The following is a 22,899-nucleotide window of genomic DNA, read 5'->3' on the forward strand; positions in this document are numbered from 1 at the left end:
CGGGCGGGTCTATGCCGCCGGTGGTAACCCCACCACCTGGGTGTGGGCACCGCGGGCCTGGGTCACGCCGATGGTGCGGGTCGCCGCCGCGATCATCGGGCGGCGGTGGCTCACCACCATGAACTGGGCCTCCTCCGCCTGGCGGGCGATCAGGGCGGCGAGCCGCTCCACGTTCACGCCATCGAGGAAGCTGTCCACCTCATCGAGGGCGTAGAAGGGCGAGGGGCGGAAGCGCTGCAGGGCAAACAGGAAGCTCAGGGCCGTGAGCGACTTCTCGCCGCCGCTCATCGAGGCCAGCCGCCGCACCGCCTTGCCCTTGGGGTGGGCCACCAGGCTCAGGCCGCCATCGAGGGGCGACTCCGGGTTCTCCAGCTGCAGGTAGCCCTCGCCGTCGGAGAGGCCGGCGAAGATCGTGCGGAAGTGGCCATCCACGGCGGTGAAGGCCTCCATGAAGGCCTCCTGGCGCAGGGTGGCCACGGTCTCGATGCGCAGCAGCAGCTCCTCGCGCTCCTTGCACAGCACGTCGAGCCGGTCCTCCAGCTCCGCCAGCCGGGCCTCCAGCTGTTCCAGCTCCTCCAGGGCCAGCATGTTGACCGGCTCCAGGGCCTCCATGCGCTGCTGCAGGCTGCGCAGCTCCGCCTGCAGGGCCTCGAGGCCGTTCTCGCGCACCTCCTCGGGAACCTCCGGCAGCGGATCGGGCAGCTGCTGCTCCAGCTGCTGCAGCCGCAGCCCGGCGCTGCGCTCCTGCTCGGCCAGGGCCAGCAGCTCCTCGCCCAGGCGCTGCAGTTCCCACTCCTGCTGCTGCAGGGCCTGGCGCCGGTTGGAGAGCTGCAGTTCCGCCTCGTCGCGGGCGCGGCGGCGCTCGCCGAACTGGGCCTGCAGCTGCTGCTGGCGCTCCTCCAGGGCCGTGCGCTGCTCCCGGTCGGCCTGCTGCTGCTCCTTCCAGCGGCTGCGTTCGGCCACCAGCGCCTGCACCGCCTGAACCAGGCGCTGCTCCTCGCCGGCCAGGGCCTGCAGTTGGCTGGCCAGCCGCTCGGCGGCCAGGCCCCGCTCGCGGCGGGCCGCCAGCAGGCCGTCGCGGCGGGCGCGGGCTTCGGCCAGGCCCCGGTCGGCGGCCTCCAACTCCTGCTGCAGCCCCTGCCAGCGGCCGCTGTCGCCCGAGGCCTGGGCCCCGGCCTCGGCGGTCTCCAGGGCGGCCAGCTGCTCCAGCAGCGGGGCCAGCTCCGCCACCAGGGCCTCCAGGCGCTGCTGGTCGGCGGTCAGGGCGGTGTCGGTCTGGGCGAGGCGGGCCTGGAGCTGCTGCTGGCGTTCGAGCAGCGGGGCGTGGGCCCGCTGGGCGGCCTTGCGCTCGGCCTCCAGCGCCGCCTTGCGCTGCTCCTGGCGGGCCAGCAGCGGCCGCAGCTCCTCCAGCTGGCGGCCCAGCTCCGCCTCCTTGCGGCGGCTGGCCGCCAGGGTCTCGCCCAGCTCCAGCAGCCGGCGGCGCAGCGGTTCGGCCTCGTCGCTGTCGCTGGCGGCGCCGAAGCTGAGCTGGTTGCCCCGCTGCTGGAAGCTGCCGCCGGTCATGGCGCCGCTCTTCTCCAGCAGCTCGCCATCGAGGGTCACGGCGCGGCTGCGGCCCAGCTCGCGGCGGGCGCTGGCCAGGTCGCGGAACACCAGGGTGTCGCCGAAGACGTAGCGGAACACCTCGGCGTAGACCGCCTCGTGGCGCACCAGCTCCACGGCCCGGCCCACCAGCCCCTCGCCGCCGGTGCCCCGCCCGCCGCCCCGCTCGAAGGCGGCGCCCGATCCGCCGCCGCTGCCGCCGCGGATCTTGTTGAGGGGCAGGAAGGTGAGCCGGCCGGCGCGGCGGCTCTTGAGCAGCTCGATCGCCCGGGCGGCGATGCGGTCGTCGTCCACCACCACCTGGCCGAGGCGGGCGCCGGCGGCCACCTCCAGGGCCAGGCGGTGCCGCTCCTCCACCTCCCCCAGCTGGGCCACGGGGCCGTGGATGCCCTCCAGGCCCGCCTCCAGCAGCAGCCGCAGGGCGCCGGTGCCGCGGCTCTCCTGCAGGGTCTCCCGGCGCGATTCCAGCCGGGCGATCTCCCGCTCCAGCGTGGTCTGCTCCTGCTCCAGCCGGCTGCGGGTGCGCTGCTGCAGGGCGAGGGCCTCCACCAGCTGCTGGGCCCGGGCCTGCTCGCCGGCCAGGTCGGCCAGCAGCCGGTCCCACTCGGCCTCCAGGGCGGTGAGGCCGGTCTGCACCCCCTGGCTGCTGGCGGCCTCCTGCTCCAGCTGCTGCCGCAGCTCCACCAGCCGCTCCTGCTCCTGGCGCAGCCGTTCCCCCAGCTGCTGCTGCTCGGCCTGCAGCGGCCCGATCCGGCCCTGCAGCTCCTGGCGCCGGCGGCTGCGCTGCTGCTGTTCCTCCAGCCAGCTGCCACTGCGGCCGGCCACCTCCCCCAGGCGGCGGCGCGAGAGCTCCACGGCGGCCTCGGCGGCGCGGCAGTCGGCCTCGCTGCGCTCCAGCTCCGCCCCGTCGTCGCCGCTGGCCAGGCGGCCCTGCTCCTGGCGCAGCTCGCCCTGCTGGCGGGCCAGCTCCTGGCGCTGGCGCTGCAGGTCCTCGGCGCTCTGCTGGTGCTTCTCCGCCTGGCGGGTCAGTTCACGGCCGCTGGCCTCCAGCCCCGCCAGCTGGGCCTGCACCGCCAGCAGCTGGTCTTCGCCGAGGGCCTTCACCTCGGCCTGCAGGCTTTCCAGGGCCCTGGCGGCCTGGTCCACGGCGGCGCGACCCTCCGCCACCGCCTCGCGGCCCTGCTCCTGCTGGCGACCCAGCGCCTGCTGGCGCTGCTGCAGCTGGCGCAGCTCCTGGCCGGCCGCTTCGAATACCAGCACCTGCTCCTGCAGGCGGCCGGCGTGCTGGCGATCGCGAAGCCCCTGGTAGGTGCGGGCCTTGGCGCAGTCGCGCTCCAGCTTCTGGCGGCCCAGCAGCAGCTCCTGCTGCACGATCGCGCAGCGCTCCTCGCGCTCCTGCACCTCCTCGAGCTTGCTGCGGGTCTGCTCGATGCGGGAGTCGAACAGGGCCACCCCCGCCAGCTCGTCGATGAGCCCGCGGCGGTCCCGCGGGCTCATCGAGACGATGCGGGTCACATCGCCCTGCATCACCACGTTGCTGCCGTCGGGGTCGATGCGCAGGCGCCGCAGCTGGGTCTGCAGCTGCTGCAGGTTGCAGGCCACGCCGTCGGCGCTGTAGCTGCTGCTGTAGGTGCCGCCCGGCGCCACCCGCAGGCGCCGGGTCACGCTCCAGCGGGTCTGGCCCGGCTGGATCCAGGGGCCCTCGGCCGGGGCCTCCAGGCCTGCCTCCGCCTCGTCGGGCTGCCAGTCGCCCAGGTCGAAGTGCACCGTGACGATGGTCTCGGCGGCGCGGCCGCTCTTGAGCATCGCGCTGTTGACCAGATCCGGCAGCCGCTCGGCCCGCATGCCGCGGCTGTTGGCCAGGCCCAGGCAGAACAGCACCCCATCGAGGATGTTGCTCTTGCCGGAGCCGTTGGGGCCCGTGACCACGGTGAAACCCGGCTCGAGCGGGATCGCCATCGAGCCGCCGAACGACTTGAAGTGGGTGAGCTCGACCTGATTGATGTGAACCAACAGGCCCGATGCGCCGAGCCCACGCAAGGTAGCGGAGCTGCTGACGGCTTCAAGGGCTCCCCCTAGCGTTGGCGCACGTGCGGCCCCAGCGGCGGACCGCCCCACCTGCGGACCCATGGATCTGGACGCCCCCAGCGATCCCCTCGGCAACGGCACCGGGGCGGACCCGGGCCCGTCGCGCCGGTCGCCGGTGGAGGCGGCCGCTGACGGCGATCGCACCCTCGACGCCGGGCCCGAGCGTCCGTTGACGCCGGCGCTGCTGCTGGATCGCTTCGAGGCGCTGCTGCCGGCGATCCAGCGGGAGTGGCCGGAGGTGGCGCGCCACACCCTCGAGGCCAGCCGCGGCAGTGTCGATCGGCTGGTGGAGGTGATCGCCCGCCAGACCGGCCGCACCAGCGAGGGGATCAAGGCCCAGCTGAGTGAGCTGATCCAGGCCACGGGCGACTCGGCCCATCAGGTGTCGGACTCGCTGCGGCCCCTGGAGCAGCAGCTCGAGCACCTGCTCGATGAACTGCACACCACCCTGCGGCCCAAGATCGAGAAGCCGGTGCGGGAGCGGCCCCTGCTGGCCCTGGCGGTGGCCGCCGGGGTGGGCCTGCTCACGGGCCTGCTGCTCTCCTCGGCCCGGCGCCGCCCATGACCCGCAGCGACGACAGCCGCGCCGACAGCCGCGACGAGGGCGGCCGGCGTTCCCGGGGCCTGCCGCTGCAGGCGGCGTCGCGGATCACGGGCCTGGTGGGCTCGGTGATGGATCTGCACGTGCGCATCGCCCTGCAGGAGGCCGACCGCGAGAAGCGCCGCCTGATCGGTGGGGCCGTGCTGCTGGCCATCGGCCTCACCACCTTGATGCTGGCCCTGGTCAGCGCCCAGGTGGCCCTGGGCCTCTGGTTCCACCTGCGGCTCGGCTGGGGCTGGCTGGAGGCGGCCCTGGCCCTCAGCGGCCTCAACCTGCTGCTGGCGGGCGTGCTGATCCGGATCGGCGGTCGCCTCACCCGAGGCCCCTACCTGCCCGAAACCATGGCGGGCCTCAGCAAGACGACCCGGGCGGTGCTGGGGCGCTGAGGGTCTGCAGGGAGACGAAGCGGTAGCCCCGCCGCTGCAGCTCCGGCAGCACCGCCGCCAGGGTGGCGAGGGTCTGGCGGCTGAGCTCCGGCGTGTCGTGCAGCACCAGGATCCCGCCGGGGTGGGCGTTGGCGAGGATGAACCAGCGCTGGAACCAGGCCGGCGGGCGCAGCGTGTCCCAGGGAAAGATCGATCCCAGCACCAGGCGTTGCCGGCGGCTGGCGGCCCAGCGGACCAGCCCCGGATGCACCAGGCCGCGGCCCGGGCGCAGCCAGCGGAGCCGGGGGATTTGGGGTGCCGCGCAGCGGCGGATGCGGCGCTCGGTGGCGTCCAGCTGGCGCAGGAACTCCCGCTGCGGCAGCAGGGCCGAGCAGCTGTCCACCCACAGGTGGTTGCCCAGCTGGTGCCCCTTAACCAGCGCCCGCTGCGGGAAGCCGGGATGGCGGCGCAGGTGCGAGCCGATCAGAAAGAAGGTGGCGGGCACCTGCAGCTCCCGCAGCAGATCCAGCAGGGCGTCGGAGCCCTCGCCGCTGGGCCCGTCATCGATCGTGAGCGCCAGCCAGCGCCGCTGGCTGGGACCGCAGAACAGCACGCCGGGACACAGGCGGGCGATGCCATGGCGGATCAGCAGGGCGGGACGCAGGGCGACCAGGGTGGCGAGCCCCAGCAGCAGCAGCAGCGCCGTCCCGGCCGCGATCGCGGGGCTCACCGCAGCTCGTACTGCAGCCAGCGGCAGTCGATGCCGCCGTTGCTCACCGGCACCCGGCGGCTGGCCTTCATCCGCAGCGCGCCGGTGAGCTCGGGATTGCCGCTCAGCAGCCACAGGGTCCAGCCGCTGCAGCGCTGTTTGAGCGTGGCGCCCAGGTCGGCGTAGAGCGCCTCCAGGGCGTCGCGCTCGCCGATGCGCTCGCCGTAGGGCGGATTGCACACGAGGATGCCGGGCCCCTCGGGGGGGATGAAGTCGCGGCAGTCGCCGCCGTGCAGCTCCAGCCAGGGGCCCACGCCGGCCGCCGCGGCGTTGGCGCGAGCCTGCTCCAGCACGGCGGGATCGGCCTCGTTGCCCACGACCTTGGCCAGGGGCCGGCCATCGGCCAGGGCGGTGCGGGCCTCAGCGGTGGCCGCCGCCACTTCCCGCTGCCACAGGGCGGCATCGAAATCGGGCCAGCGCTCGAAGGCGAAGGGGCGCGGCCGGGGCACGCCGCCGGCATCGCGCCACAGGCCCGGCGCCCGGCCCAGGGCGGCGCAGGCCGCCTCGATCAGCAGGGTGCCGGAGCCGCAGAGGGGATCGGCGAGGGGCACGCTGCCGTCCCAGCCGGTGAGGGCGATCAGGCCGGCCGCCAGGTTCTCCTTGAGCGGCGCCAGGCCCTGGCGGGCCCGGTAGCCACGGCGGTGCAGGCTCTCGCCGCCGCCATCGAGGCTCAGGGTGGCGGTCGGGCCGCTGCCGCCCGGCCCCGGCCGACCCGGGCTCAGGTGCAGGTGCAGGGCCAGATCCGGATCCTCCAGGTTCACCGAGGAGCGGGTGCCCCAGGCCTGGCGCTGCCCGTCCACCAGGGCGTTCTTCACCTGCAGGGCGCTGTAGTGGCTGTGGTTCAGCCCCGGCACACTGCCGCTGGCATCGACGCGGAAGCTGCGCTCGGGCGGCAGCCAGCGGCGCCAGTCGGCGGCCTCCTGCACGCCCCAGTAGAGGTCGTCGCGGCCGTGGCACGGGAAGACGGCCAGCTGGCGCAGCAGCCGGAACGGCAGCCGGGCCCGCAGGTGCAGGCGGTAGAAGGTGGCCAGATCGCAGCGGAAACGCGCGGCCCGGCGCAACGGTGCGGCTTCGCTGGCCCCGAGGGCCGTGAGCTCAGCGGCGCCGGCCTCCTCCAGCCCCGGCGGCAGCACGGCGATGCAGGGGAAGCTGCCCGTCCGGCCCTGTTCGGTCATGCCCACCCCCGCTCGCCTCCGCTGCTGCTGCCACAATGAACGAGTCCGGTTTCGGCCGGACTAGGTGGCTCACACCGGTGTTTCGGACAGCGGTTCGATTCCGCTCAGCTCCATGCCTGGGTCCTGGCGTCATGCCAGGCCGCCCCGCCCCTGCCTCCGGCAGATCCGGCGGGCCTCCCGGGGCTGCCATGGTTTCGACGGGGCATGAGGAGAGTGACTGAAGCCTGCTCGGTAAGAGCAAACCCGTAACAGCGAACAACATCGTTCGTTTCTCCCGTCAAGCCGCCCCTGTGGCTGCCTGACCCTGTAAGGGAGATGGGGTGAGATCAGCCTTATCACCCAAATGATCCGTGGGGGCTGGAAGGCCCCTTCCAAGAACGCATCACTCGCAGCGAAACGGCATGGGACCGGCCACTGCCCTCGCCTGGGCGCTGCTGGTGCTGGCCGCCGCGGCAGCCCTCGGGCTCCTGATCCTGATCGGCGGCCTGGCCCGGATGTTCGCGCGGGCGCCGCGGCTGGCCGAGTGCTCTGAGGCAGCGGCCCCCCTGGCGGCCCCATCGCTCACGGTGGTGGTGCCCGCCTACAACGAGGCCGCCAACATCGCCGCCTGCCTCACCAGCCTGCTCCGCAGCGAGGAGCCCGGCGGCGACTGGCGGGTGCTGCTGGTGGACGACGGCTCCACGGACGCCACGCGGGCGATTGCGCAGGAGGCGGCCCTGGCCTGCGGTGCCACGGAGCCCCGCTTCACGGTGCTCAAGGCCGGGCCCCGGCCGGCGGGTGAGCGCTGGGTGGGCAAGAACTGGGCCTGCAGCCGCGCCATGGAGCAGGTGGACAGCGACTGGGTGCTGTTCGTGGATGCCGATGTGCGCCTGCAGCCCGCCACGCTGCGGCGTGCCCTGGCCCAGGCGGGCGCCGATGGGGCGGATCTGCTCAGCCTGGCACCGCGGCTGAGCTGCGGCTGCCTGGCGGAGTGGATGGTGCAGCCGATCATGGCCAGCCTGCTGGGGCTGGGGTTCCCGATCGAGGCCGCCAACGACCCCGCCAGTCCGGTGGCCTTCGCCGCCGGGCCGTTCATGCTGTTTCGCCGCGAGACCTACGCGGCCATCGGTGGCCACAGGGCCCTGGCGGCGGAGGTGGTGGAAGACCTCGCCCTGGCCCGGCGGATCAAGGCCGGCGGCCATCGCCTCCGCTACCTGCTGGGGCTCGATGCGCTCGAGCTGCGCATGTATGCCGATTTCTCCGCGCTGTGGGAGGGCTGGACCAAGAACTGGCTGCTGGGCCTCGATGGCAGCGTGGCCAAGGCCCTGGGGGCGGCCGGGGTGGTGCTGCTGCTGTTCAGCGGCCCCTGGCTGCTGACGCCGGCGGCGGCACTCGCGGCCGCGCTGCTGCCCGCCCAGCGCCCGTTGCTGCTGGCTGCCCTGGCGCTGGCCCTGGTGGGCATCGGCCTGCAGCTGGTGCTGCGGCTGTGGACCCGCCGCCAGTTCCAGGTGCCGCTCACCCTCTGGTGGCTGATGGGGGCCGGCGGTCTGGTGGTGGCGGCGATCGGCCCCGTGTCGGTGTGGCGCACCCTCAGCGGCCGCGGCTGGACCTGGAAGGGACGGTCGCTGGCGTGAGCCGTTGGTCTTGAGCCGCTGGCGTGAGCGGGCCTGGCGCCGCCGCCTTGGGCGGATGGGGGCCCGGCTCCCTACCGGCTGGCCTGGGGCTTCTGGCCGGAGGGCTGGCCTGCCGGGCCGCCCGGAAAGCCCGACCACACCTTCAGCTCCTCCAGGCTGAGCACGCCCTCGCGCCGCTGGCCGTTCAGGTCCCAGCTGGGATAGGCGCGGATGCCGGCGCTCTGGCAGCGCTGGCGGCCGGCGTCGTCCTTGTCGCACTCCACGTAGGGGAGCCGGCGGCCGGCTTCGGTGCCGAACAGGTTCTTCTGGGTGAAGCAGTGGGGGCACCACCAGGCGCCGTAGAAGATCGCCCCCTTGCTCAGCAGATGCTCCACCAGGGCCAGCTGGTCCGGCGTGGAGGGGCTCACGGCCTCGCCGATCTGACCGGCCACCAGCCTCTCCCCAGGGGGTTGGCCGGCGGCATGGCCAGGCGTGCCGGCGGCCGCGAGCAGCCCCAGCAGCAGGGCGGTGCCCCCAGCCAGCCAGATCGGTCGCCCCAGGCGGGTCCGGCGACGCACGGGGGAGAGGGCCATGGCAGGGGCGGGCGCTGGGATCCGACGCTACGGCCATTCGCCGGCGGTGGGTCCGTTCGGCCTTCCGCCCTGTCGACCCCTCGCGGGAGTCCGGTCCCAGCTGGGACACTGGAGCTGCCGTTGATCCTTCACACCAGCACTGCGATGGGGGCCAACGGGTATCGCGACTACTTCAAGGTGCTGGACCTCGATCGCGGCGCCGATGCCGACGCGGTCAAGCGCTCCTTCCGCAAGCTCGCCCGCCAGTACCACCCGGATGTGAACCCCGGCGACAAGGCCGCCGAGGCGAAGTTCAAGGAGATCAGCGAGGCCTATGAGGTGCTCTCCGATCCCGACAAGCGCCGCCGCTACGAGCAGTTCGGCCAGTACTGGAACCAGGCCGGCGGCGCCGGCGGCGGCGTGGATGTGGACTTTGGCCGCTACGGCAACTTCGACGACTTCATCAACGACCTGCTGGGCCGCTTCGGCGGGCCTGGCGGGGGTGGCGGGTTCGGTGGCTTCGGCTCCGGCTTCCCGGGGGGCTTCCCCGGTGCGGCCGGCTTCGGCGGACCGGCGGCCGGCGGCCGCGGGGCGGCGCCCCTGAACCTCGATGCCGAGGCCACGATCAGCCTCAGCTTTTCGGAGGCCTTCCACGGCTGCGAGCGCACCCTGGCCGTGAACGACGAGCGGGTGCAGGTGCGCGTGCCCGCCGGCGTCAGGAGCGGCAGCCGCCTGCGGCTCAAGGGCAAGGGCAACCTCCAGCCCGGCACCGGCCGCCGCGGCGACCTCTACCTCAACCTGCAGCTGCAGGACCACCCGATCTGGAGCCTGGAGGGCGATCAGCTCAAGGCGGAGCTGCCCCTCAGCCTCGATGAACTGGCCCTGGGCGGTGAGGTGCGGGTGGCCACCCCCGATGGCGAGGCCACGGTGCAGGTGCCCCCCGGCATGGCCGTGGGCCGCAGTCTGCGGCTCAAGGGCAAGGGCTGGCCCGGCCAGGCCGGCCGCGGCGATCTGCTGCTCAGCCTCAGCCTCCGGCAGCCCGGCAGCTACAGCGACCAGGAGCGCCAGCTGCTGGAGCAGCTGCGGGCCGTGCGCAGCTTCGATCCCCGCCAGGACTGGATCGGCGCCGCCCGCCTCTGACCGCTGCGTCCCGCAAGGCACCTCGTCCGGCCCTGAATCAGCCGCTCCGTAAGATCCGGCCAGCATTGCGGCCCCCATGGAGCTCACCTACCGCCCGCGCCGGCTGCGCCGTACGCCTGCCCTGCGGGCCCTGGTGCGGGAGAACCACCTGAGCCCCGCCGACTTCATCTACCCCCTGTTCGTGCACGAGGGCGTCACGAACGAGCCGATCGGCGCCATGCCGGGCTGCCAGCGCTGGAGCCTGGAGGGGCTGGTGCAGGAGGTGGGCCGGGCCTGGAATCTGGGCATCCGCTGCGTGGTGCTGTTCCCCAAGGTGGCCGATGGCCTCAAGACCGAGGACGGCGCCGAGTGCTTCAACGAGGGCGGCCTGATCCCCCGGGCGATCCGGCGCCTCAAGGAGGTGCACCCCGGCATGGCGATCATGACCGACGTGGCCCTCGATCCCTATTCCTGCGACGGCCACGACGGCATCGTCAGTGACCAGGGGGTGGTGCTCAACGACGAGACCGTGGCGATCCTGTGCAAGCAGGCCGTGGCCCAGGCCCGCGCCGGCGCCGACCTGATCGGCCCCAGCGACATGATGGACGGCCGCGTCGGCGCGATCCGGGAGGCCCTCGACGAGGAGGGCTTCGAGCACGTGGGGATCATCAGCTACACGGCGAAGTACGCCTCCGCCTACTACGGCCCGTTCCGCGAGGCCCTGGATTCGGCCCCCCGCGCCGCCGGCGGCAAGCCGATCCCGAAGGACAAGAGCACTTATCAGATGGATGCGGCCAACAGCCGCGAGGCCATCACCGAGGCCCAGCTCGACGAGCAGGAGGGCGCCGACATCCTGATGGTGAAGCCCGGCCTGGCCTACCTGGACATCATTCACCGCCTGCGCGCCGAGAGCGAACTGCCGATCGCGGCCTACAACGTCAGCGGCGAGTACGCGATGGTCAAGGCTGCCGCCGAGCGGGGCTGGATCGACGAGCGGGCCGTGGTGCTGGAGACCCTGCTCTGCTTCAAGCGGGCCGGTGCCGACCTGATCCTCACGTACCACGCCTGCGACGCCGCCGAGTGGCTGCGCCAGGCCTGAGCTGACCCGCCGCCACTGACCCTCCGCGGCCGCGGCCACCAGTCGGCCACCACCGCAGCCGCCCCGCCGCCCGTCCCGGGTGGCCGCTTGAATGGGGGCAGCGTTGTTCAGCGAGGCCATGGCTCTCCACCGCCTGGGGCACGTCGCCCTGCGGGTCCAGGACATGGGCCGGGCCAAGGCCTTCTACCAGGCCCTGGGCCTGCGCCTCACCTGGGATGCCGACGACTGGGCCTACCTGCAGTCGCCCGTGACCGGGGACGGAATCGCCCTGCTGAGCCCGGCGTACACCGCCGCCGGCCCCCACTTCGCCCTGCACACGGCTGACCGGGCCGAGGTGGATCGGGTGCGCGAGCAGCTGGTGGCCGCCGGCCACAGCTGCGGCCCTGTGCATGACCACCGCGACGGCACGGCCTCCTTCTATCTGCAGGATCCCGAGGGCAACTGGCTGGAGATGCTCTACGAGCCGGCCGAGGGCCTGCCCTCCAACGTCGGCGCGGCGCCGATCCCGGTGCGGGCCCCGCAGGTTTGAGGGAGTCAATCCTGGCTGCTGCGATTCCTTCTGAAGCCATCCAGCCTGAGGCGATCCAGCCTGAGGTGATCCCGTCCGCGGCGATCCAGGCCGAGGCCCTGGAGCTGCTGGAGTGGCCGCGGCTGGGGGAGCAGGTGGCGGGCTTTGCCGGCACCGCGGCCGGCCGGGCCCTGGCCGCCGGCCTCCCCCTGGCCCCGGATCGGCCGGCCAGCCAGCGCCTGCTGGCGGAAACCACCGAACTGCTGGCCCTCGATGGCCTCACGGAGGGCGGCCTCAGCTTCCAGGGGGTGGCCGACCTGAGCCGCACCCTGCCGCTCTGCGCCAAGGGCGGCATTGCCCCCGCCGATGACCTGCTGGCGGTGGCCACCACCCTGGCGGCGGCGCGGCGGCTGCGGCGCCAGATCGATGACCCCCAGCTGCGGCCCGTGACCACCGCCCTGGTGGAGCAGCTGCGCACTCTGCCGGAGCTGGAGCAGCGCCTGCGCTTCTGCATCGAGGAGGGTGGCCGCGTGGCCGACCGGGCCAGCCCCGCCCTGGCGGAGCTACGCCGCCAGCTGGCGGCCGCCCGCGCCGACCGCCGCGAGCGGCTCAACGGGCTGCTGCGCCGCTATGGGTCCCTGCTGCAGGACGCGGTGATCGCCGAGCGCAACGGCCGGCCGGTGCTGGCGGTGAAGGCCGGTGCCGCCAGTCAGGTGCCGGGCCTGGTGCACGACAGCTCCGCCTCCGGCAGCACGGTGTTCATCGAGCCCCAGGCGGTGCTCCCCCTGGGTAACCGCATCCGCCAGCTGGAGGGCGAGGAGCGCGAGGCCGAACTGGCGGTGCTGCAGGAGCTCAGCGGTCTGGTGGGCGAGGAGGCCGACACCCTCGAGCAGCTGCAGCGGATCCTCACCGCCCTCGACTACGGCGTGGCCCGGGCCCGCTACGGCGCCTGGCTCGGCGCGGTGCGCCCCGAGCTGGAGGCCGACCCCTGCGCGCCACTGCTGCTGGAGGAGCTGCGCCATCCGCTGCTGCTCTGGCAGCACCGGCACCAGGGCGGCCAGCCGGTGGTGCCCGTGAGCGTGAGGGTGGGGCCGGAGCTGCGGGTGGTGGCGATCACCGGCCCCAACACCGGCGGCAAGACGGTGACCCTCAAGAGCGTGGGGCTGGCGGCGCTGATGGCCCGCGCCGGACTGTTCCTGCCCTGCAGCGGCACGCCGCGGCTGCCCTGGTGCGCCCAGGTGCTCGCCGACATCGGCGATGAGCAGTCGCTGCAGCAGAACCTCTCCACCTTCAGCGGCCACATCCGGCGGATCGCGCGGATCCTGGCGGCTCTGCCCCCGGGCGGTGTCGATCCCCGCGGCGCGTCCCTGGTGCTGCTGGACGAGGTGGGGGCCGGCACCGACCCCACCGAGGGCACGGCCCTGGCCATCGCCCTGCTGCGCCAGCTGGCCGAGCGGGCCCGCCTCACCATCGCCACCACCCACTTCGGCGAGCTCAAGGCCCTCAAGTACGGCGATCCGCGCTTCGAGAACGCCTCGGTGGCCTTCGATGTGGACACGCTCTCGCCTACCTACCACCTGCAGTGGGGCATCCCGGGCCGCAGCAACGCCCTGGCCATCGCCGCGCGGCTGGGGCTGGAGCCGGCTGTGCTGGACCGGGCCCAGGAGCTCCTGGCCCCCCGCGGCGAGGGCGAGGTGAACCAGGTGATCGCCGGCCTGGAGAACCAGCGCCAGCGCCAGCAGGAGGCCGCCGAGGAGGCCGCCGCCCTGCTGGCCCGCACCGAGCTGCTGCACGAGGAGCTGCTGCAGCGCTGGCAGCAGCAGAAGGAGCAGAGCGCCGAGCTGCAGGAGCAGCGCCGTGAGCAGCTGGAGCGCTCGATCCGCGACGGCCAGCAGGAGGTGCGCCGCATCATCCGCCGCCTGCGCCAGGGCCGCAGTGCCGATCCATCGGCCCTGGGCGAGACGGCCCGCCGCGCCGGCCAGCGCCTCAAGACCCTGGAGCAGGAGCACCGGCCCACACCGGAGCGGCGCGAGCACCGCGGCTGGCGCCCCGCCGTGGGCGATCGGGTGCGGGTGCTCTCCCTCGGCAAGGCCGGCGAGGTGCTGGCCCTCAGCCCCGACGGCCGCGAACTCAGCGTGCGCTGCGGCGTGCTGCGGCTCAACCTGGAGCTCGCCGCCATCGAGGGGCTCAACGGCGAGAAGCCCGCACCGCCGGAGCCCGCCAAGGCCCAGGTGCAGATCCGCAGCCGCCGCAACCCCGCCAGCCGTGGCCCCCAGGTGCGCACCGAGCGCAACACGGTGGACGTGCGCGGCATGCGCGTGCACGAGGCCGAGGCCGCGGTGGAGGAACAGCTGCGTGCCGCCAACGGGCCGCTGTGGGTGATCCACGGCATCGGCACCGGCAAGCTCAAGCGCGGCCTGCGGGAGTGGCTGGCCACGGTGCCCTATGTGGAGCGGGTCAGCGACGCCGAGCAGGGTGACGGCGGCCCGGGCTGCAGCGTGATCTGGCCGAAGTGATCCTGGCCCCCTGGGGTGCCGTCGGGGTGGTTCTCGCCCCAGCCTGAGGTGCGCGGCGCTGGGTCCGCGCGCGTCTGCGCTCAGGCGGCCGGCAGATCCGGCAGCACCGGCTCCGGGCCGCTGGCGCCGACGGGCTCCGCGGGCCGGGGCAGGGCCTCGCCGGCCCCATCGAACAGCCGCCAGGCCGCTGGATCCACCTCCAGATGCACGGTCTGGCCCACGGCGACAGGCTGATCCGGCGCGGCCCGCAGCTGCACCAGGTGATCGCCCTCCAGCAGCCGGCAGGTGAGCAGCTGCTCGTTGCCTAGGGCCTCGCGGTGGCTCACCTCGGCGGGCAGGTTGCGGTTGGTGGCCGGGGCCAGCTTCAGGTGCTCGGCCCGCAGGCCGCCGCTGAGCGACTCGCTGCCGCCGCGGCTCTGCCACTGCAGCAGGGCGTCGGCGGTGGGGCCCTCCGGCAGGAAGCGCTTGCTGCCCAGCTGCAGCTGGCCGCCGCCCACGCTCAGCACCGGCAGCAGGTTCATCGGCGGGCTGCCGATGAACTGGGCCACGAAGAGGTTCGCGGGCCACTGGTAGAGCTCGATCGGGGTGCCGAGCTGCTGCAGCCGGCCCCGGTTGAGCACGGCGATGCGGTGGCCCATGGTCATCGCCTCCACCTGGTCGTGGGTCACGTAGACCGTGGTGGTGCCCAGGCGCCGCTGCAGTTCCACGATCTGGGCGCGGGTGCCGGTGCGCAGCTTGGCGTCGAGGTTGCTGAGCGGCTCATCCATCAGGAACACCGCCGGCTGGCGGGCGATGGCCCGGCCCAGGGCCACCCGCTGCTTCTGGCCGCCGGAGAGCTCCTTGGGCAGGCGATCCAGCAGGGCGCCCAGCTCCAGGGTGTCCGCCACCGCGCGGACGCGCTGCTCGATCCGCTCCTCCCGCGACGAGGGGAATCGCAGGGGCCCGGGCAGGCGCCGGGTCGCCCGGTGCAGCCCGTCGCCCAGTTGCTGCAGCGGCGTGCGGGCCCGCTGGCGCCGCAGCCCGAAGCCGATGTTGTCGGCCACGCTCAGGTGCGGGTAGAGCGCATAGCTCTGGAACACCATCGCCACGTCCCGCTCGGCCGGCCGCAGCCCCGTGACGCAGCGATCGCCCACGAACACCTCGCCGGAGCTGGGGCTCTCCAGGCCCGCCAGCAGCCGCAGCAGCGTGCTCTTGCCGCAGCCCGAGGGGCCCACCAGTACCAGGAACTCGCCGTCGGCGATGTGGAGATCCAGCTGGCGCAGCACCTCCACCGGTGCGCTTCCCCGCCGCGGCGGATAGGTCTTGCTCACCTGCTGGAAGCGAACCTCTGCCAAGACGGGCCCTCTGGAGGGGCCGATCCTAGGGTTGCTGCATCAGTGGAACCGTCCCGCGGAACCGCAGGCAGGCTTTTGTCAGCTCCGCTGGCGGGGCCCGGCTGCGCGGGGCGGAGGCCGTTCAGCCTTTTGGGAGTCAGGGTCTTTTGCAGTTCATCGATCAAGCCCGCATCGCCGTGTGCGCAGGCCGTGGCGGCGACGGCATCGTGGCCTTCCGCCGTGAGAAGTACGTGCCGGCGGGCGGTCCCTCCGGCGGCGATGGCGGCCGCGGCGGCGACGTGTGGCTGGAGGCCGACCCCAACCTCCAGACCCTGCTCGACTTCAAGTACAAGCGCCTGTTCGAGGCCCAGGAGGGCAAGCGCGGCGGGCCCAACCGCAGCAGCGGGGCCAGCGGCAACCACCTCACGATCAAGGTGCCCTGCGGCACCGAGGTGCGCGACCGCCGCACCAACATCCTGCTGGGGGACCTCACCGAGAAGGGCCAGCGGCTGCTGGTGGCGGCGGGCGGCCGCGGCGGCCTCGGCAACGCCCACTACCTGAGCAACCGCAACCGGGCCCCGGAGAAGTTCACCGAGGGCCGTGAGGGCGAAGAGTGGCACCTGCAGCTGGAGCTCAAGCTGCTGGCTGAGGTGGGCATCATCGGCCTGCCCAACGCCGGCAAGAGCACCCTGATCTCGGTGCTCTCAGCGGCGCGGCCCAAGATCGCCGACTACCCCTTCACCACCCTGGTGCCCAACCTGGGGGTGGTGCGCCGTCCCACCGGCGATGGCACCGTGTTCGCCGACATCCCCGGCCTGATCGCCGGGGCCGCCCAGGGGGCGGGCCTGGGCCACGACTTCCTGCGCCACATCCAGCGCACGTGCCTGCTGATCCACCTGGTGGATGCCAGCTCCGACGACGTGGTGCGCGACCTGGCGGTGGTGGAGCAGGAGCTCGCCGCCTACGGCAACGGCCTCGATGAGCGGCCCCGGATCGTGGCGCTCAACAAGATTGAGCTGCTGCTGGAGGAGGAGCTGGAGGAGAAGCTGAAGCTGGCCAGCGACCACTGCGGCCGGCCGGTGCTGGCGATCTCTGCCGCCACGTCGAAGGGATTGGATCAGCTCCTGGCCGGAACCTGGAAGGAGCTGGGGATCTGAGCCGGACCCCAGCGGCGATGCCGCTGGGGTTTGACCGGGGTGTGGAGCCCGCGCTGCTCAGTCGTCGTAGACGCGGCACTCGGGGGCTTCGGGGTTGAGGTCGCAGTAGACCTCAAGGGAGTTGGGATCCCGCTGCTCGTCGGGGTGGTGGGCCTTGTACTCCTCGAGGCTCTTGAGCTCCTCTTCGAGGTGACGGACCTTGGCCTCATCGCCAGCCGCCTTGGCTGCGGCGATCTCCGACTGGTCCTTGGCGATGTGCTCGTCGATGCTGTTCATGAATCAGACCTGAGCTGCCAGGCCGTTCGACATCGCCCACACCATACGGGTCGTGGGTGTCGCCTGGCGCCGATTGTGGCCGGCTTCTGATCCCGCCCCAGGCAGGCCCAGGCCCGTTCCACGGAGGCCTCAGCCCGCCAGCTCGCTCAGTTCCAGCCAGCGCTCCTCGCCCCGCTCGATCCGCACCAGCAGCTCCGAGAGCTCGTGGGTGAGGGCTTCGAGGGCCGCGTAGTCGCTGCCGCCGCTGCCCAGCTGCGCCTCCAGCGCGCTCCGCCGCTCCTCCCAGGCCGGCAGGTTGGCCTCCAGCTCCGCCAGCTCGCGGTTTTCCTTGAAGCTCCGCCGCCGCACCTTGGCGGGGGCGGAGCGCTCGTCGTCGGTGCCGGCGGCCCCGGCCCCGCTGGCGGGGGATGGGGCGCCGCTGCTGGGGCCTGGGGTGCCCGTGGCGGTGCCCGCCGCGCTGCCGGCTGCCCCGGAGGCCTGGGCTGCCTGGCGCTCCAGGTAGGCGCTGTAGTTGCCCTCGAAGCGGTGCAGCTCGCCGTTCTCGAAGCTGAACAGCCGGTCCACGGTGCGATCGAGGAAGTAGCGGTCGTGGGACACCACCACCACGCAGCCGCGGAAGTCCTCGAGGAAGTCCTCCAGCACCGTGAGGGTCTGCACGTCGAGGTCGTTGGTGGGCTCATCGAGCAGCAGCACGTTGGGCGCCTCGATCAGCAGCCGGCAGAGGTGCAGCCGCCGCCGCTCGCCCCCCGAGAGCTTGCTCACGGGCTGGTGCTGCTGGGCCGGTGGGAACAGGAAGCGCTCCAGCAGCTGGCTGGCGCTCAGCTGGCTGCCGTCCAGCTCCACGCTGCTGGCGGCCTCCTTCACCACGTCGATCACCTTCTTCTCGAGGGCCTTGCCGCTGCCCAGCACCGCCTCGGAGTGCTGGTCGAAGTAGGCCAGCTTCACGGTGGCGCCCAGCTCCAGCCGGCCGCCGTGGGGCTGGCGCCGCCCGGCGATCAGATCCAGCAGGGTGGATTTGCCCGAGCCGTTGGGGCCGATGATCCCCACCCGGTCCTCGGGGCTGAAGTCGTAGCTGAAGTGGCGCAGCAGCGGCGGGGCGCCGGCGGCCCTGGCCTCGTCGGTGGCCCACACCTCCAGCTCCTCGGCCTCGATCGCCCGCTTGCCCAGGCGCCGCTGGTTGCTGGCCAGGCTGATCTGGCCCTTCAGCTGGCGCCGGGGGGCTTCCTGCATCGCCTCGATCCGCTGGATGCGGGCCTTCTGCTTGGTGCTGCGGGCCTTGGGGCCCCGCTTGAGCCACTCCAGCTCCCGGCGCAGGGCCCCCTTGAACTTGGCCTCCGTGGCGGCGGCGGCGGCCTCCTCCTCGGCCTTGCGGGCCAGGTAGTAGGCGTAGTTGCCGCTGTAGCTGCGGGCCTCGCCCCGGTCCACCTCCACGATGCGGCGGGTCACCTGGTCGAGCACGTAGCGGTCGTGGGTGATCAGCACCAGGGCGCCGCTGAAGCGCTCCAGGTAGCCCTGCAGCCACTGGATGCAGTCGGCATCGAGGTGGTTGGTGGGCTCATCCAGCAGCAGCACATCGGGGTCGGCCACCAGGGCGGCCGCCAGGGCCAGGCGCTTGCGGTAGCCGCCGGAGAGATCCCCCACCCGGCGCTGGGTGTCGGCGATGCCGAGCCGATCGAGCACCTCGCGGATCTGCTGCTCCAGGCCCCAGGCCTGGCTCTGGTCCATGCGGGCGTTGAGGCTGCCCAGCTCCGCCAGCAGGGCCGTGTCGTCAGCCCCCTCGGCATGGGCGTGGGCCAGGGCGTCGCTCACCGCGGTGTAGCGGCGCAGCAGCTCCATCTTCTCGCCGCTCTCGGCGAACACCTGCTCCAGCACGGTGCGCTCGGGGTCGAGCTCCGGCTCCTGGCTCACCAGCACGATGCGGGCCTGGGGCAGCACCCGCCGCGCCCCGGCCCCGGGGGGCTCCAGCCCCGCCAGCACCCTCATCAGGGTGGATTTGCCGGCCCCGTTGGGACCGATCAGCCCCAGCCGCTCCTTCTCGCCCACGTGCAGGGTGAGGTCCTCGAACAGGGTGCGGATGCCGAAGTCCTTGCGGACCCCCACCAGGCTGATCAGGCTCACGCGTTGGAGGGCTGCCGTTGCGCCTCCAGATAAGCAAACACGCTCTTGTCGCCCACATCGGCGGCCGCCGGCATCGGGAACTTGCGCAGCGTGAGCACCAGCAGCAGGGCGGCCTCCAGGGCCAGCAGGGTGCCGGCGGCCGGGGCGTCGAGCAGGCCGGAGAGGTGCCCCAGCAGGGCGATCGGCAGCAGCAGGGTCACGCCGATGGCCTCGGGCCGGCGGAAGCAGAAGAACTCCTTGAAGCCGATGCCCGCCAGGGCGGCGAAGAAGGGACCCACGGCCCAGATCCAGCGGCCGTCGCCGGCCAGGGTGCCGGCCATGGCGTCGGGGCCAGCCGCCAGCGCCAGGGCCACGAAGCCCGCGCTGCCCAGCAGCCAGAACAGCTGCAGGGCCCGGTGCAGGGGCCGCAGGTAGATGTGGATCCAGCGCAGGGCCAGGCCCAGGCCCGCCGCCATCGGCAGCAGCCAGGGCCAGAGCCAGGCCGTGCCGAGCCAGTGCCACTGGGCCAGCAGCGCCGCCTGGGCGATGGCGACCGTGAACAGGGCCAGGCGGTAGCCCAGCACCTCCTGCCGGTCCGTGGCGGTGATCGTGAAGGGGCCGTAGACCCCCTCAAACACCGGATCGGGGCCCGACTCCGGGCCTGGGGAGCCGGCGGCGCTGGCACGGGTCATGGCGGGCAGGAGGCCTGGGGGCCGGCGGCGACGGGGTGGGCTCCCACCAGTGTGACCAGCTCCGGGCCGGCCGGAACGATGCCCGAGGGATGCAGGGGAAACAGGGCGCCGAAGTAGTCGGCGCGCCAGGCTTCGGGGAAGCAGGTGGCGGCCACGCCGGGCAGAGCGTGGAAGCGCCGGCGCCAGGCCCACAGGGCCGGGAACTGCCACAGCGGCTTGCGGCTGACGCCGAACAGGGGCGCGTAGACCAGCTCCAGCCGGATCAGGGTGGGGAACAGCTGCACATCGGCCAGGGTGAGGGCCTCGCCGCAGAGCCAGGGTCCGGCCCCCGGCGCCGCCAGGGCCGCCTCGGCCTGCTCCAGGGCGGCGAACAGCGCGGCCTCGGCCCGGTCGTAGGCGGCCTGGGTGCGGGCGAAACCGCAGCGGTACACCCCGTCGTTGACGGCCTCCTGCATGGTGGCGCGCCAGCGCCCGATGGCCGGCCTGAGGGCCTCCGGCTCCAGATCCGGGACGCCATCGGAAGCGGGCCAGCGATTCAGCAGCTCGATCAGCCGCGCGCTCTCCCCCAGCACGATCCGTCCTCCCCCCCGGCTGAACAGCACCGGCACCGTGGCCCGCTGGCGCGGATCGGCGCCGGCGCGGCGGTAGAGCTCCGCCAGGGTGGCGGCCCCTTCAAACGGCTCGGCGAAGCGCCAGCGGCCCGCCCGGGGATCGGGCTCGGCCACCAGCAGCCGGATGCTGCCCTGCAGCCCCCGCAGGGCCCAGGTGAGCCAGGCCCGATGGGCCCAGGGGCAGCTGCGCCCCACGATCAGTACGTGGCCCTCCGGGCTGGCGGCATCGCCCGGCAGGGGCGGCAGCTCCGCGAAGGGGCTCGCCGGCCGGCGGTAGTTCCCCTCCGCATCGGCCGGCCCCAGGCCGCCCATCAGCTGGTGCCACTGCCAGCGCCAGCCGGCCCGGGCGGCAGCCACCACTAGGGGGGGGATCGACATGGGCGCAGGCCGCGGCAACGCCTGCCAGGCTGACCCAGCGGTGGCGGCGGGGCGAGCGATGGGGGAGCGCAGGGCTGGGCCGGCGGCGCGGGTGCTGGTGGTGTCGGCCACCCACGGCAACGAGCGCAACGCCGCCTGGCTGCTGGAGCAGTGGCGCCGCCAGCCCGAGCTGCTGGCCAGCGCCGGCCTGCCCCTGGAGCTGGTGATCGGCAACCCGGCGGCCTACGCCGAGAACCGCCGCTACCTGGACCGGGACCTCAACCGCAGCTTCGAGCCGTCGCTGCTGGCCGATCCGGCGCGCCAGGAGCGGGAGATCCAGCGGGCCCGCGAGCTGCTGGCGGCCCATGGCCCCGAGGGGCCGGCCCCCTGCGCCGTCGCCATCGACCTGCACAGCACCACCAGCGCCATGGGCAACTCCCTGGTGGTGTACGGCCGCCGGCCGGCGGATCTGGCCCTGGCCGCCGGCATCCAGGCCCGGCTCGGCCTGCCGGTGTATCTGCACGAGGCCGATGCCGCCCAGACGGGCTTTCTGGTGGAGCGGTGGCCCGCCGGCCTGGTGATCGAGGTGGGGCCCGTGCCCCAGGGCCTGGTCACGGCCCGCATCGCCCGCCAGAGCCAGCTGGCCCTGGAGGCCGCCTGCGCCACCCTGGCCGCCGCCCGCGATCGCTCCCTGCGGCTGCCCGCGGGCCTAACGCTGCACGTGCACCACGGCAGCCTCGATCTGCCCCGCGAGGCGGCAGCGGGGGGTGAGGGGCCCGGTCAGCGGCCCAGCGCCACCCTCCATCCCCTGCGGCAGGGCCGGGACTGGTGGCCCCTGGCCCCCGGCGATCCCCTGTTCTGGAGCCCCGATGGCGGCGTCCAGGCGTTCGACCCCGCGGCCGCCGCGGCCGTGGAGGCCCGGCCGGACCCGGGGGCCCGCTGGCCCGTGTTCATCAACGAGGCCGCCTACGGCGAGAAGGGCATCGCCCTGAGCCTCACCCACCGCGAGCGGCTGGCGTGCGAGCCCGCCTGGGGGGAGGCCCTCACGGCGCTGATGGCGGCCTGAGGGCCGGACCGGGGCGGTCGTCGCCCCTGGCGCGGGCTGTGGAAGGGTCCCCGCTCAGCGCGGTTTGCCGTTGTAGATCACGCGCACCACTGAGCGGCCATCGCGGCTCACTAGCAGTTCGGTTTCGGTGGTGGCGGGCAGGCCCAGCTGCTGCCAGCCCGGGGCGCCGCCCTGGAACCGGAACAGATAGCCCTCGGTGTCGCGCTGGAGCAGGCAGTCGCCACCGGCGATGTCGGTGGCGAACATGCAGGCGGCGGGCCGGTACTTGGACAGGCCGCCGTTGAGGTTGATGGCGGCGTTGCGGGCCGTGTTCAGGGCGCGCACGCCGGAGAAGGGTTCCACGCCCTGGGCCAGGGCCGGAGCGCCGGCCAGGCTCAGGGCCGTCAGCGCGGGCAGGCTGGCCAGCAGGCCCAGTCGGGCGGGGGACAGGTGGGAAGCGATCACGGCGGTGCCGGCGCGGGCCGGTTGGGTGACGCCGCCGTTCTAGGGCTGGAGTCCAGGCCGCGGTGCCGGCCCTGGGACGCCGCCCGGATCGGGCTCAGCCGCAGGCCCAGGTGGCCTGCTCCTTGGTGCATTCCAGGTCGGAGGCACTGCCATCGGCCCAGTAGATGCGCAGCCGGTCGGAGTCGGTGCCGCTGCGGAAGGTGAGCGACTTGACCACGCCCGCCGGCGGCTTGCCGGACCGATCGGCCGTGTCGTCGGCGTGGGGCTGGGCCTGGCGCTGCTCCAGCTGCTGCACCCGCAGTTCCAGCCGCTCCAGCCGCTGGCGCTCGGCGCCTGGATTCCAGCCGCAGCCCCCCAGGCCGAGGGCCAGCACGGCCAGGGAGATCAGGGCCCCGGAGGGCAGTGCGCGCAGCCGCATGGGCCAGCACCAGCAATGGATGGCGCTGAACTCCTAGCAGTGCCGCCGGTGGGGCGCCAGCCTCAGGCCAGCCGCTCGCTCCAGTAGACGACGGCCCCCTGGCGCTCCAGCTGTTCGCGCTGGGCCCGGGCTTCCTGGAGGGGGACGGTGATCTCGCCGCGCTGCCCGTCCCTGTCCCACCGGATCAAGACCAAAGCACGTCTCCGTTGAATTCCAAATAAAACCTTAAGCCCCCTGGGCTGGGCCTGGCCGACCCCTGTTGTGGCGGTGGCTCAGCCCGCAATGGGACTTCATGGCCGGGCGACGCAGCTCAATCCCCCTTCACAGAACGCGCAATCTTCCGTTACAGTGCGGCAGGTGGTTGATCCACGCCCCTCGGGGCCGGTTCACCGCCCTACTTACCGCCCCTGGCCTTCGGGTCTGGTGCATTCCCACCCGTTCTCATGACCACCACTCTCCAGC

21 protein-coding genes are annotated in these 22,899 nt (G+C 73.5%); 9 read left to right on the top strand and 12 right to left on the bottom strand.

What is annotated here, in order from left to right; all coding sequences use genetic code 11:
• Positions 1-9: 9 nt before the first annotated feature.
• Entirely contained in the window at positions 10-3,615 is a 3,606-nt protein-coding gene (gene smc, locus ACLV7J_RS13720) for a chromosome segregation protein SMC (protein ID WP_411869633.1), read from the bottom strand.
• 115 nt (positions 3,616-3,730) lie between these two features.
• Between smc and ACLV7J_RS13725 the strand changes: the two genes are divergently transcribed.
• Together ACLV7J_RS13725 and ACLV7J_RS13730 are read left to right on the top strand one after the other, a co-directional pair.
• Positions 3,731-4,255 carry a glycine zipper domain-containing protein gene (locus tag ACLV7J_RS13725; protein WP_411869634.1) on the top strand — a complete coding sequence of 175 codons (525 nt, stop codon included), beginning with the start codon at positions 3,731-3,733 and terminating at the stop codon, positions 4,253-4,255.
• The gene (locus ACLV7J_RS13730) at positions 4,252-4,677 is read left to right on the top strand and encodes a phage holin family protein (RefSeq protein WP_411869635.1); all 426 of its coding nucleotides are present in this window, start codon (positions 4,252-4,254) and stop codon (positions 4,675-4,677) included. Before ACLV7J_RS13725 ends, ACLV7J_RS13730 begins: the two co-directional genes overlap by 4 nt.
• On the opposite strand, the gene ACLV7J_RS13735 is transcribed toward ACLV7J_RS13730, so the two are convergent.
• Positions 4,643-5,386: a polysaccharide deacetylase family protein gene (locus ACLV7J_RS13735; protein WP_411869636.1), complete on the bottom strand. Its 744-nt coding sequence runs from the start codon at positions 5,384-5,386 to the stop codon at positions 4,643-4,645. The genes ACLV7J_RS13730 and ACLV7J_RS13735 overlap by 35 nt on opposite strands.
• The gene (locus ACLV7J_RS13740) at positions 5,383-6,600 is read right to left on the bottom strand and encodes a THUMP domain-containing class I SAM-dependent RNA methyltransferase (protein ID WP_411869637.1); all 1,218 of its coding nucleotides are present in this window, start codon (positions 6,598-6,600) and stop codon (positions 5,383-5,385) included. Before ACLV7J_RS13740 ends, ACLV7J_RS13735 begins: the two co-directional genes overlap by 4 nt.
• A 401-nt stretch (positions 6,601-7,001) precedes the next feature.
• On the opposite strand from ACLV7J_RS13740, the gene ACLV7J_RS13745 reads away from it, so the two are divergent.
• Positions 7,002-8,213: a glycosyltransferase gene (locus ACLV7J_RS13745; protein ID WP_411869638.1), complete on the top strand. Its 1,212-nt coding sequence runs from the start codon at positions 7,002-7,004 to the stop codon at positions 8,211-8,213.
• A gap of 71 nt (positions 8,214-8,284) precedes the next feature.
• Here ACLV7J_RS13745 and ACLV7J_RS13750 read toward each other — a convergent pair whose 3' ends face one another.
• A complete protein-coding gene (locus tag ACLV7J_RS13750; protein WP_411869639.1) occupies positions 8,285-8,785 on the bottom strand; it encodes a hypothetical protein in 501 nt (166 codons plus the stop codon).
• A 144-nt stretch (positions 8,786-8,929) separates the two neighbouring features.
• Here ACLV7J_RS13750 and ACLV7J_RS13755 point away from each other — a divergent pair, with 144 nt between their 5' ends.
• The 4 genes from ACLV7J_RS13755 to ACLV7J_RS13770 all read left to right on the top strand — a co-directional run bounded on the left by ACLV7J_RS13755 (position 8,930) and on the right by ACLV7J_RS13770 (position 14,006).
• Positions 8,930-9,904 (top strand): DnaJ C-terminal domain-containing protein, encoded by a 975-nt coding sequence (locus ACLV7J_RS13755; protein WP_411869640.1) that lies wholly within the window; start codon positions 8,930-8,932, stop codon positions 9,902-9,904.
• Positions 9,905-9,980: 76 nt separating this feature from the next.
• On the top strand, positions 9,981-10,982 hold the full coding sequence (gene hemB, locus ACLV7J_RS13760; protein WP_411869641.1) for a porphobilinogen synthase: 1,002 nt from the start codon (positions 9,981-9,983) through the stop codon (positions 10,980-10,982).
• A 118-nt stretch (positions 10,983-11,100) separates the two neighbouring features.
• The gene (locus ACLV7J_RS13765) at positions 11,101-11,511 is read left to right on the top strand and encodes a VOC family protein (protein ID WP_411869642.1); all 411 of its coding nucleotides are present in this window, start codon (positions 11,101-11,103) and stop codon (positions 11,509-11,511) included.
• Positions 11,512-11,576: 65 nt separating this feature from the next.
• On the top strand, positions 11,577-14,006 hold the full coding sequence (locus ACLV7J_RS13770) for an endonuclease MutS2 (RefSeq protein ID WP_411869643.1): 2,430 nt from the start codon (positions 11,577-11,579) through the stop codon (positions 14,004-14,006).
• Positions 14,007-14,086: 80 nt separating this feature from the next.
• Here the strand turns inward: ACLV7J_RS13770 and ACLV7J_RS13775 are convergent, their stop codons facing one another.
• Positions 14,087-15,340 carry an ABC transporter ATP-binding protein gene (locus ACLV7J_RS13775; protein ID WP_411869644.1) on the bottom strand — a complete coding sequence of 418 codons (1,254 nt, stop codon included), beginning with the start codon at positions 15,338-15,340 and terminating at the stop codon, positions 14,087-14,089.
• Positions 15,341-15,486: 146 nt separating this feature from the next.
• On the opposite strand from ACLV7J_RS13775, the gene cgtA reads away from it, so the two are divergent.
• Positions 15,487-16,476, top strand: coding sequence for an Obg family GTPase CgtA (cgtA, locus tag ACLV7J_RS13780; RefSeq protein ID WP_411869645.1), 990 nt, complete (start codon positions 15,487-15,489; stop codon positions 16,474-16,476).
• A gap of 57 nt (positions 16,477-16,533) precedes the next feature.
• Here the strand turns inward: cgtA and ACLV7J_RS13785 are convergent, their stop codons facing one another.
• From ACLV7J_RS13785 to ACLV7J_RS13800, 4 genes are all read right to left on the bottom strand, one after another.
• The gene (locus ACLV7J_RS13785) at positions 16,534-16,752 is read right to left on the bottom strand and encodes a CP12 domain-containing protein (RefSeq protein WP_411869646.1); all 219 of its coding nucleotides are present in this window, start codon (positions 16,750-16,752) and stop codon (positions 16,534-16,536) included.
• A gap of 129 nt (positions 16,753-16,881) precedes the next feature.
• Positions 16,882-18,870 carry an ABC-F family ATP-binding cassette domain-containing protein gene (locus tag ACLV7J_RS13790; RefSeq protein WP_411869647.1) on the bottom strand — a complete coding sequence of 663 codons (1,989 nt, stop codon included), beginning with the start codon at positions 18,868-18,870 and terminating at the stop codon, positions 16,882-16,884.
• The gene (locus ACLV7J_RS13795; RefSeq protein WP_411869648.1) at positions 18,867-19,541 is read right to left on the bottom strand and encodes a DUF2301 domain-containing membrane protein; all 675 of its coding nucleotides are present in this window, start codon (positions 19,539-19,541) and stop codon (positions 18,867-18,869) included. Before ACLV7J_RS13795 ends, ACLV7J_RS13790 begins: the two co-directional genes overlap by 4 nt.
• Positions 19,538-20,530, bottom strand: coding sequence for a glutathione S-transferase C-terminal domain-containing protein (locus ACLV7J_RS13800; RefSeq protein ID WP_411869649.1), 993 nt, complete (start codon positions 20,528-20,530; stop codon positions 19,538-19,540). The genes ACLV7J_RS13795 and ACLV7J_RS13800 overlap by 4 nt, the downstream gene beginning before the upstream one ends.
• Positions 20,531-20,588: 58 nt before the next feature.
• Here ACLV7J_RS13800 and ACLV7J_RS13805 point away from each other — a divergent pair, with 58 nt between their 5' ends.
• The gene (locus tag ACLV7J_RS13805) at positions 20,589-21,575 is read left to right on the top strand and encodes an aspartoacylase (RefSeq protein WP_411869652.1); all 987 of its coding nucleotides are present in this window, start codon (positions 20,589-20,591) and stop codon (positions 21,573-21,575) included.
• Between the two features lie 54 nt (positions 21,576-21,629).
• On the opposite strand, the gene ACLV7J_RS13810 is transcribed toward ACLV7J_RS13805, so the two are convergent.
• The 3 genes from ACLV7J_RS13810 to ACLV7J_RS13820 all read right to left on the bottom strand — a co-directional run bounded on the left by ACLV7J_RS13810 (position 21,630) and on the right by ACLV7J_RS13820 (position 22,625).
• Positions 21,630-22,019 (bottom strand): hypothetical protein, encoded by a 390-nt coding sequence (locus ACLV7J_RS13810; RefSeq protein WP_255128034.1) that lies wholly within the window; start codon positions 22,017-22,019, stop codon positions 21,630-21,632.
• A 94-nt stretch (positions 22,020-22,113) separates the two neighbouring features.
• Entirely contained in the window at positions 22,114-22,437 is a 324-nt protein-coding gene (locus ACLV7J_RS13815) for a hypothetical protein (RefSeq protein WP_411869650.1), read from the bottom strand.
• Positions 22,438-22,499: 62 nt separating this feature from the next.
• Entirely contained in the window at positions 22,500-22,625 is a 126-nt protein-coding gene (locus tag ACLV7J_RS13820; RefSeq protein WP_411869653.1) for a hypothetical protein, read from the bottom strand.
• Positions 22,626-22,899: the final 274 nt, after the last annotated feature.

The organism is Vulcanococcus limneticus LL (assembly GCF_943369875.1).
GTDB lineage: Bacteria > Cyanobacteriota > Cyanobacteriia > PCC-6307 > Cyanobiaceae > Vulcanococcus > Vulcanococcus limneticus_A.

Bases quoted from the DNA above. Each gene is read 5' to 3' on its own strand.
- ACLV7J_RS13725 (WP_411869634.1), top strand. From the start codon at position 3,731: ATGGATCTGGACGCCCCCAGCGATCCCCTCGGCAACGGCACCGGGGCG.
- ACLV7J_RS13730 (WP_411869635.1), top strand. From the start codon at position 4,252: ATGACCCGCAGCGACGACAGCCGCGCCGACAGCCGCGACGAGGGCGGC.
- ACLV7J_RS13740 (WP_411869637.1), bottom strand. From the start codon at position 6,600: ATGACCGAACAGGGCCGGACGGGCAGCTTCCCCTGCATCGCCGTGCTG.
- ACLV7J_RS13745 (WP_411869638.1), top strand. From the start codon at position 7,002: ATGGGACCGGCCACTGCCCTCGCCTGGGCGCTGCTGGTGCTGGCCGCC.
- ACLV7J_RS13750 (WP_411869639.1), bottom strand. From the start codon at position 8,785: ATGGCCCTCTCCCCCGTGCGTCGCCGGACCCGCCTGGGGCGACCGATC.
- ACLV7J_RS13755 (WP_411869640.1), top strand. From the start codon at position 8,930: ATGGGGGCCAACGGGTATCGCGACTACTTCAAGGTGCTGGACCTCGAT.
- hemB (WP_411869641.1), top strand. From the start codon at position 9,981: ATGGAGCTCACCTACCGCCCGCGCCGGCTGCGCCGTACGCCTGCCCTG.
- ACLV7J_RS13765 (WP_411869642.1), top strand. From the start codon at position 11,101: ATGGCTCTCCACCGCCTGGGGCACGTCGCCCTGCGGGTCCAGGACATG.
- ACLV7J_RS13785 (WP_411869646.1), bottom strand. From the start codon at position 16,752: ATGAACAGCATCGACGAGCACATCGCCAAGGACCAGTCGGAGATCGCC.
- ACLV7J_RS13795 (WP_411869648.1), bottom strand. From the start codon at position 19,541: ATGACCCGTGCCAGCGCCGCCGGCTCCCCAGGCCCGGAGTCGGGCCCC.
- ACLV7J_RS13800 (WP_411869649.1), bottom strand. From the start codon at position 20,530: ATGTCGATCCCCCCCCTAGTGGTGGCTGCCGCCCGGGCCGGCTGGCGC.
- ACLV7J_RS13805 (WP_411869652.1), top strand. From the start codon at position 20,589: ATGGGGGAGCGCAGGGCTGGGCCGGCGGCGCGGGTGCTGGTGGTGTCG.
- ACLV7J_RS13815 (WP_411869650.1), bottom strand. From the start codon at position 22,437: ATGCGGCTGCGCGCACTGCCCTCCGGGGCCCTGATCTCCCTGGCCGTG.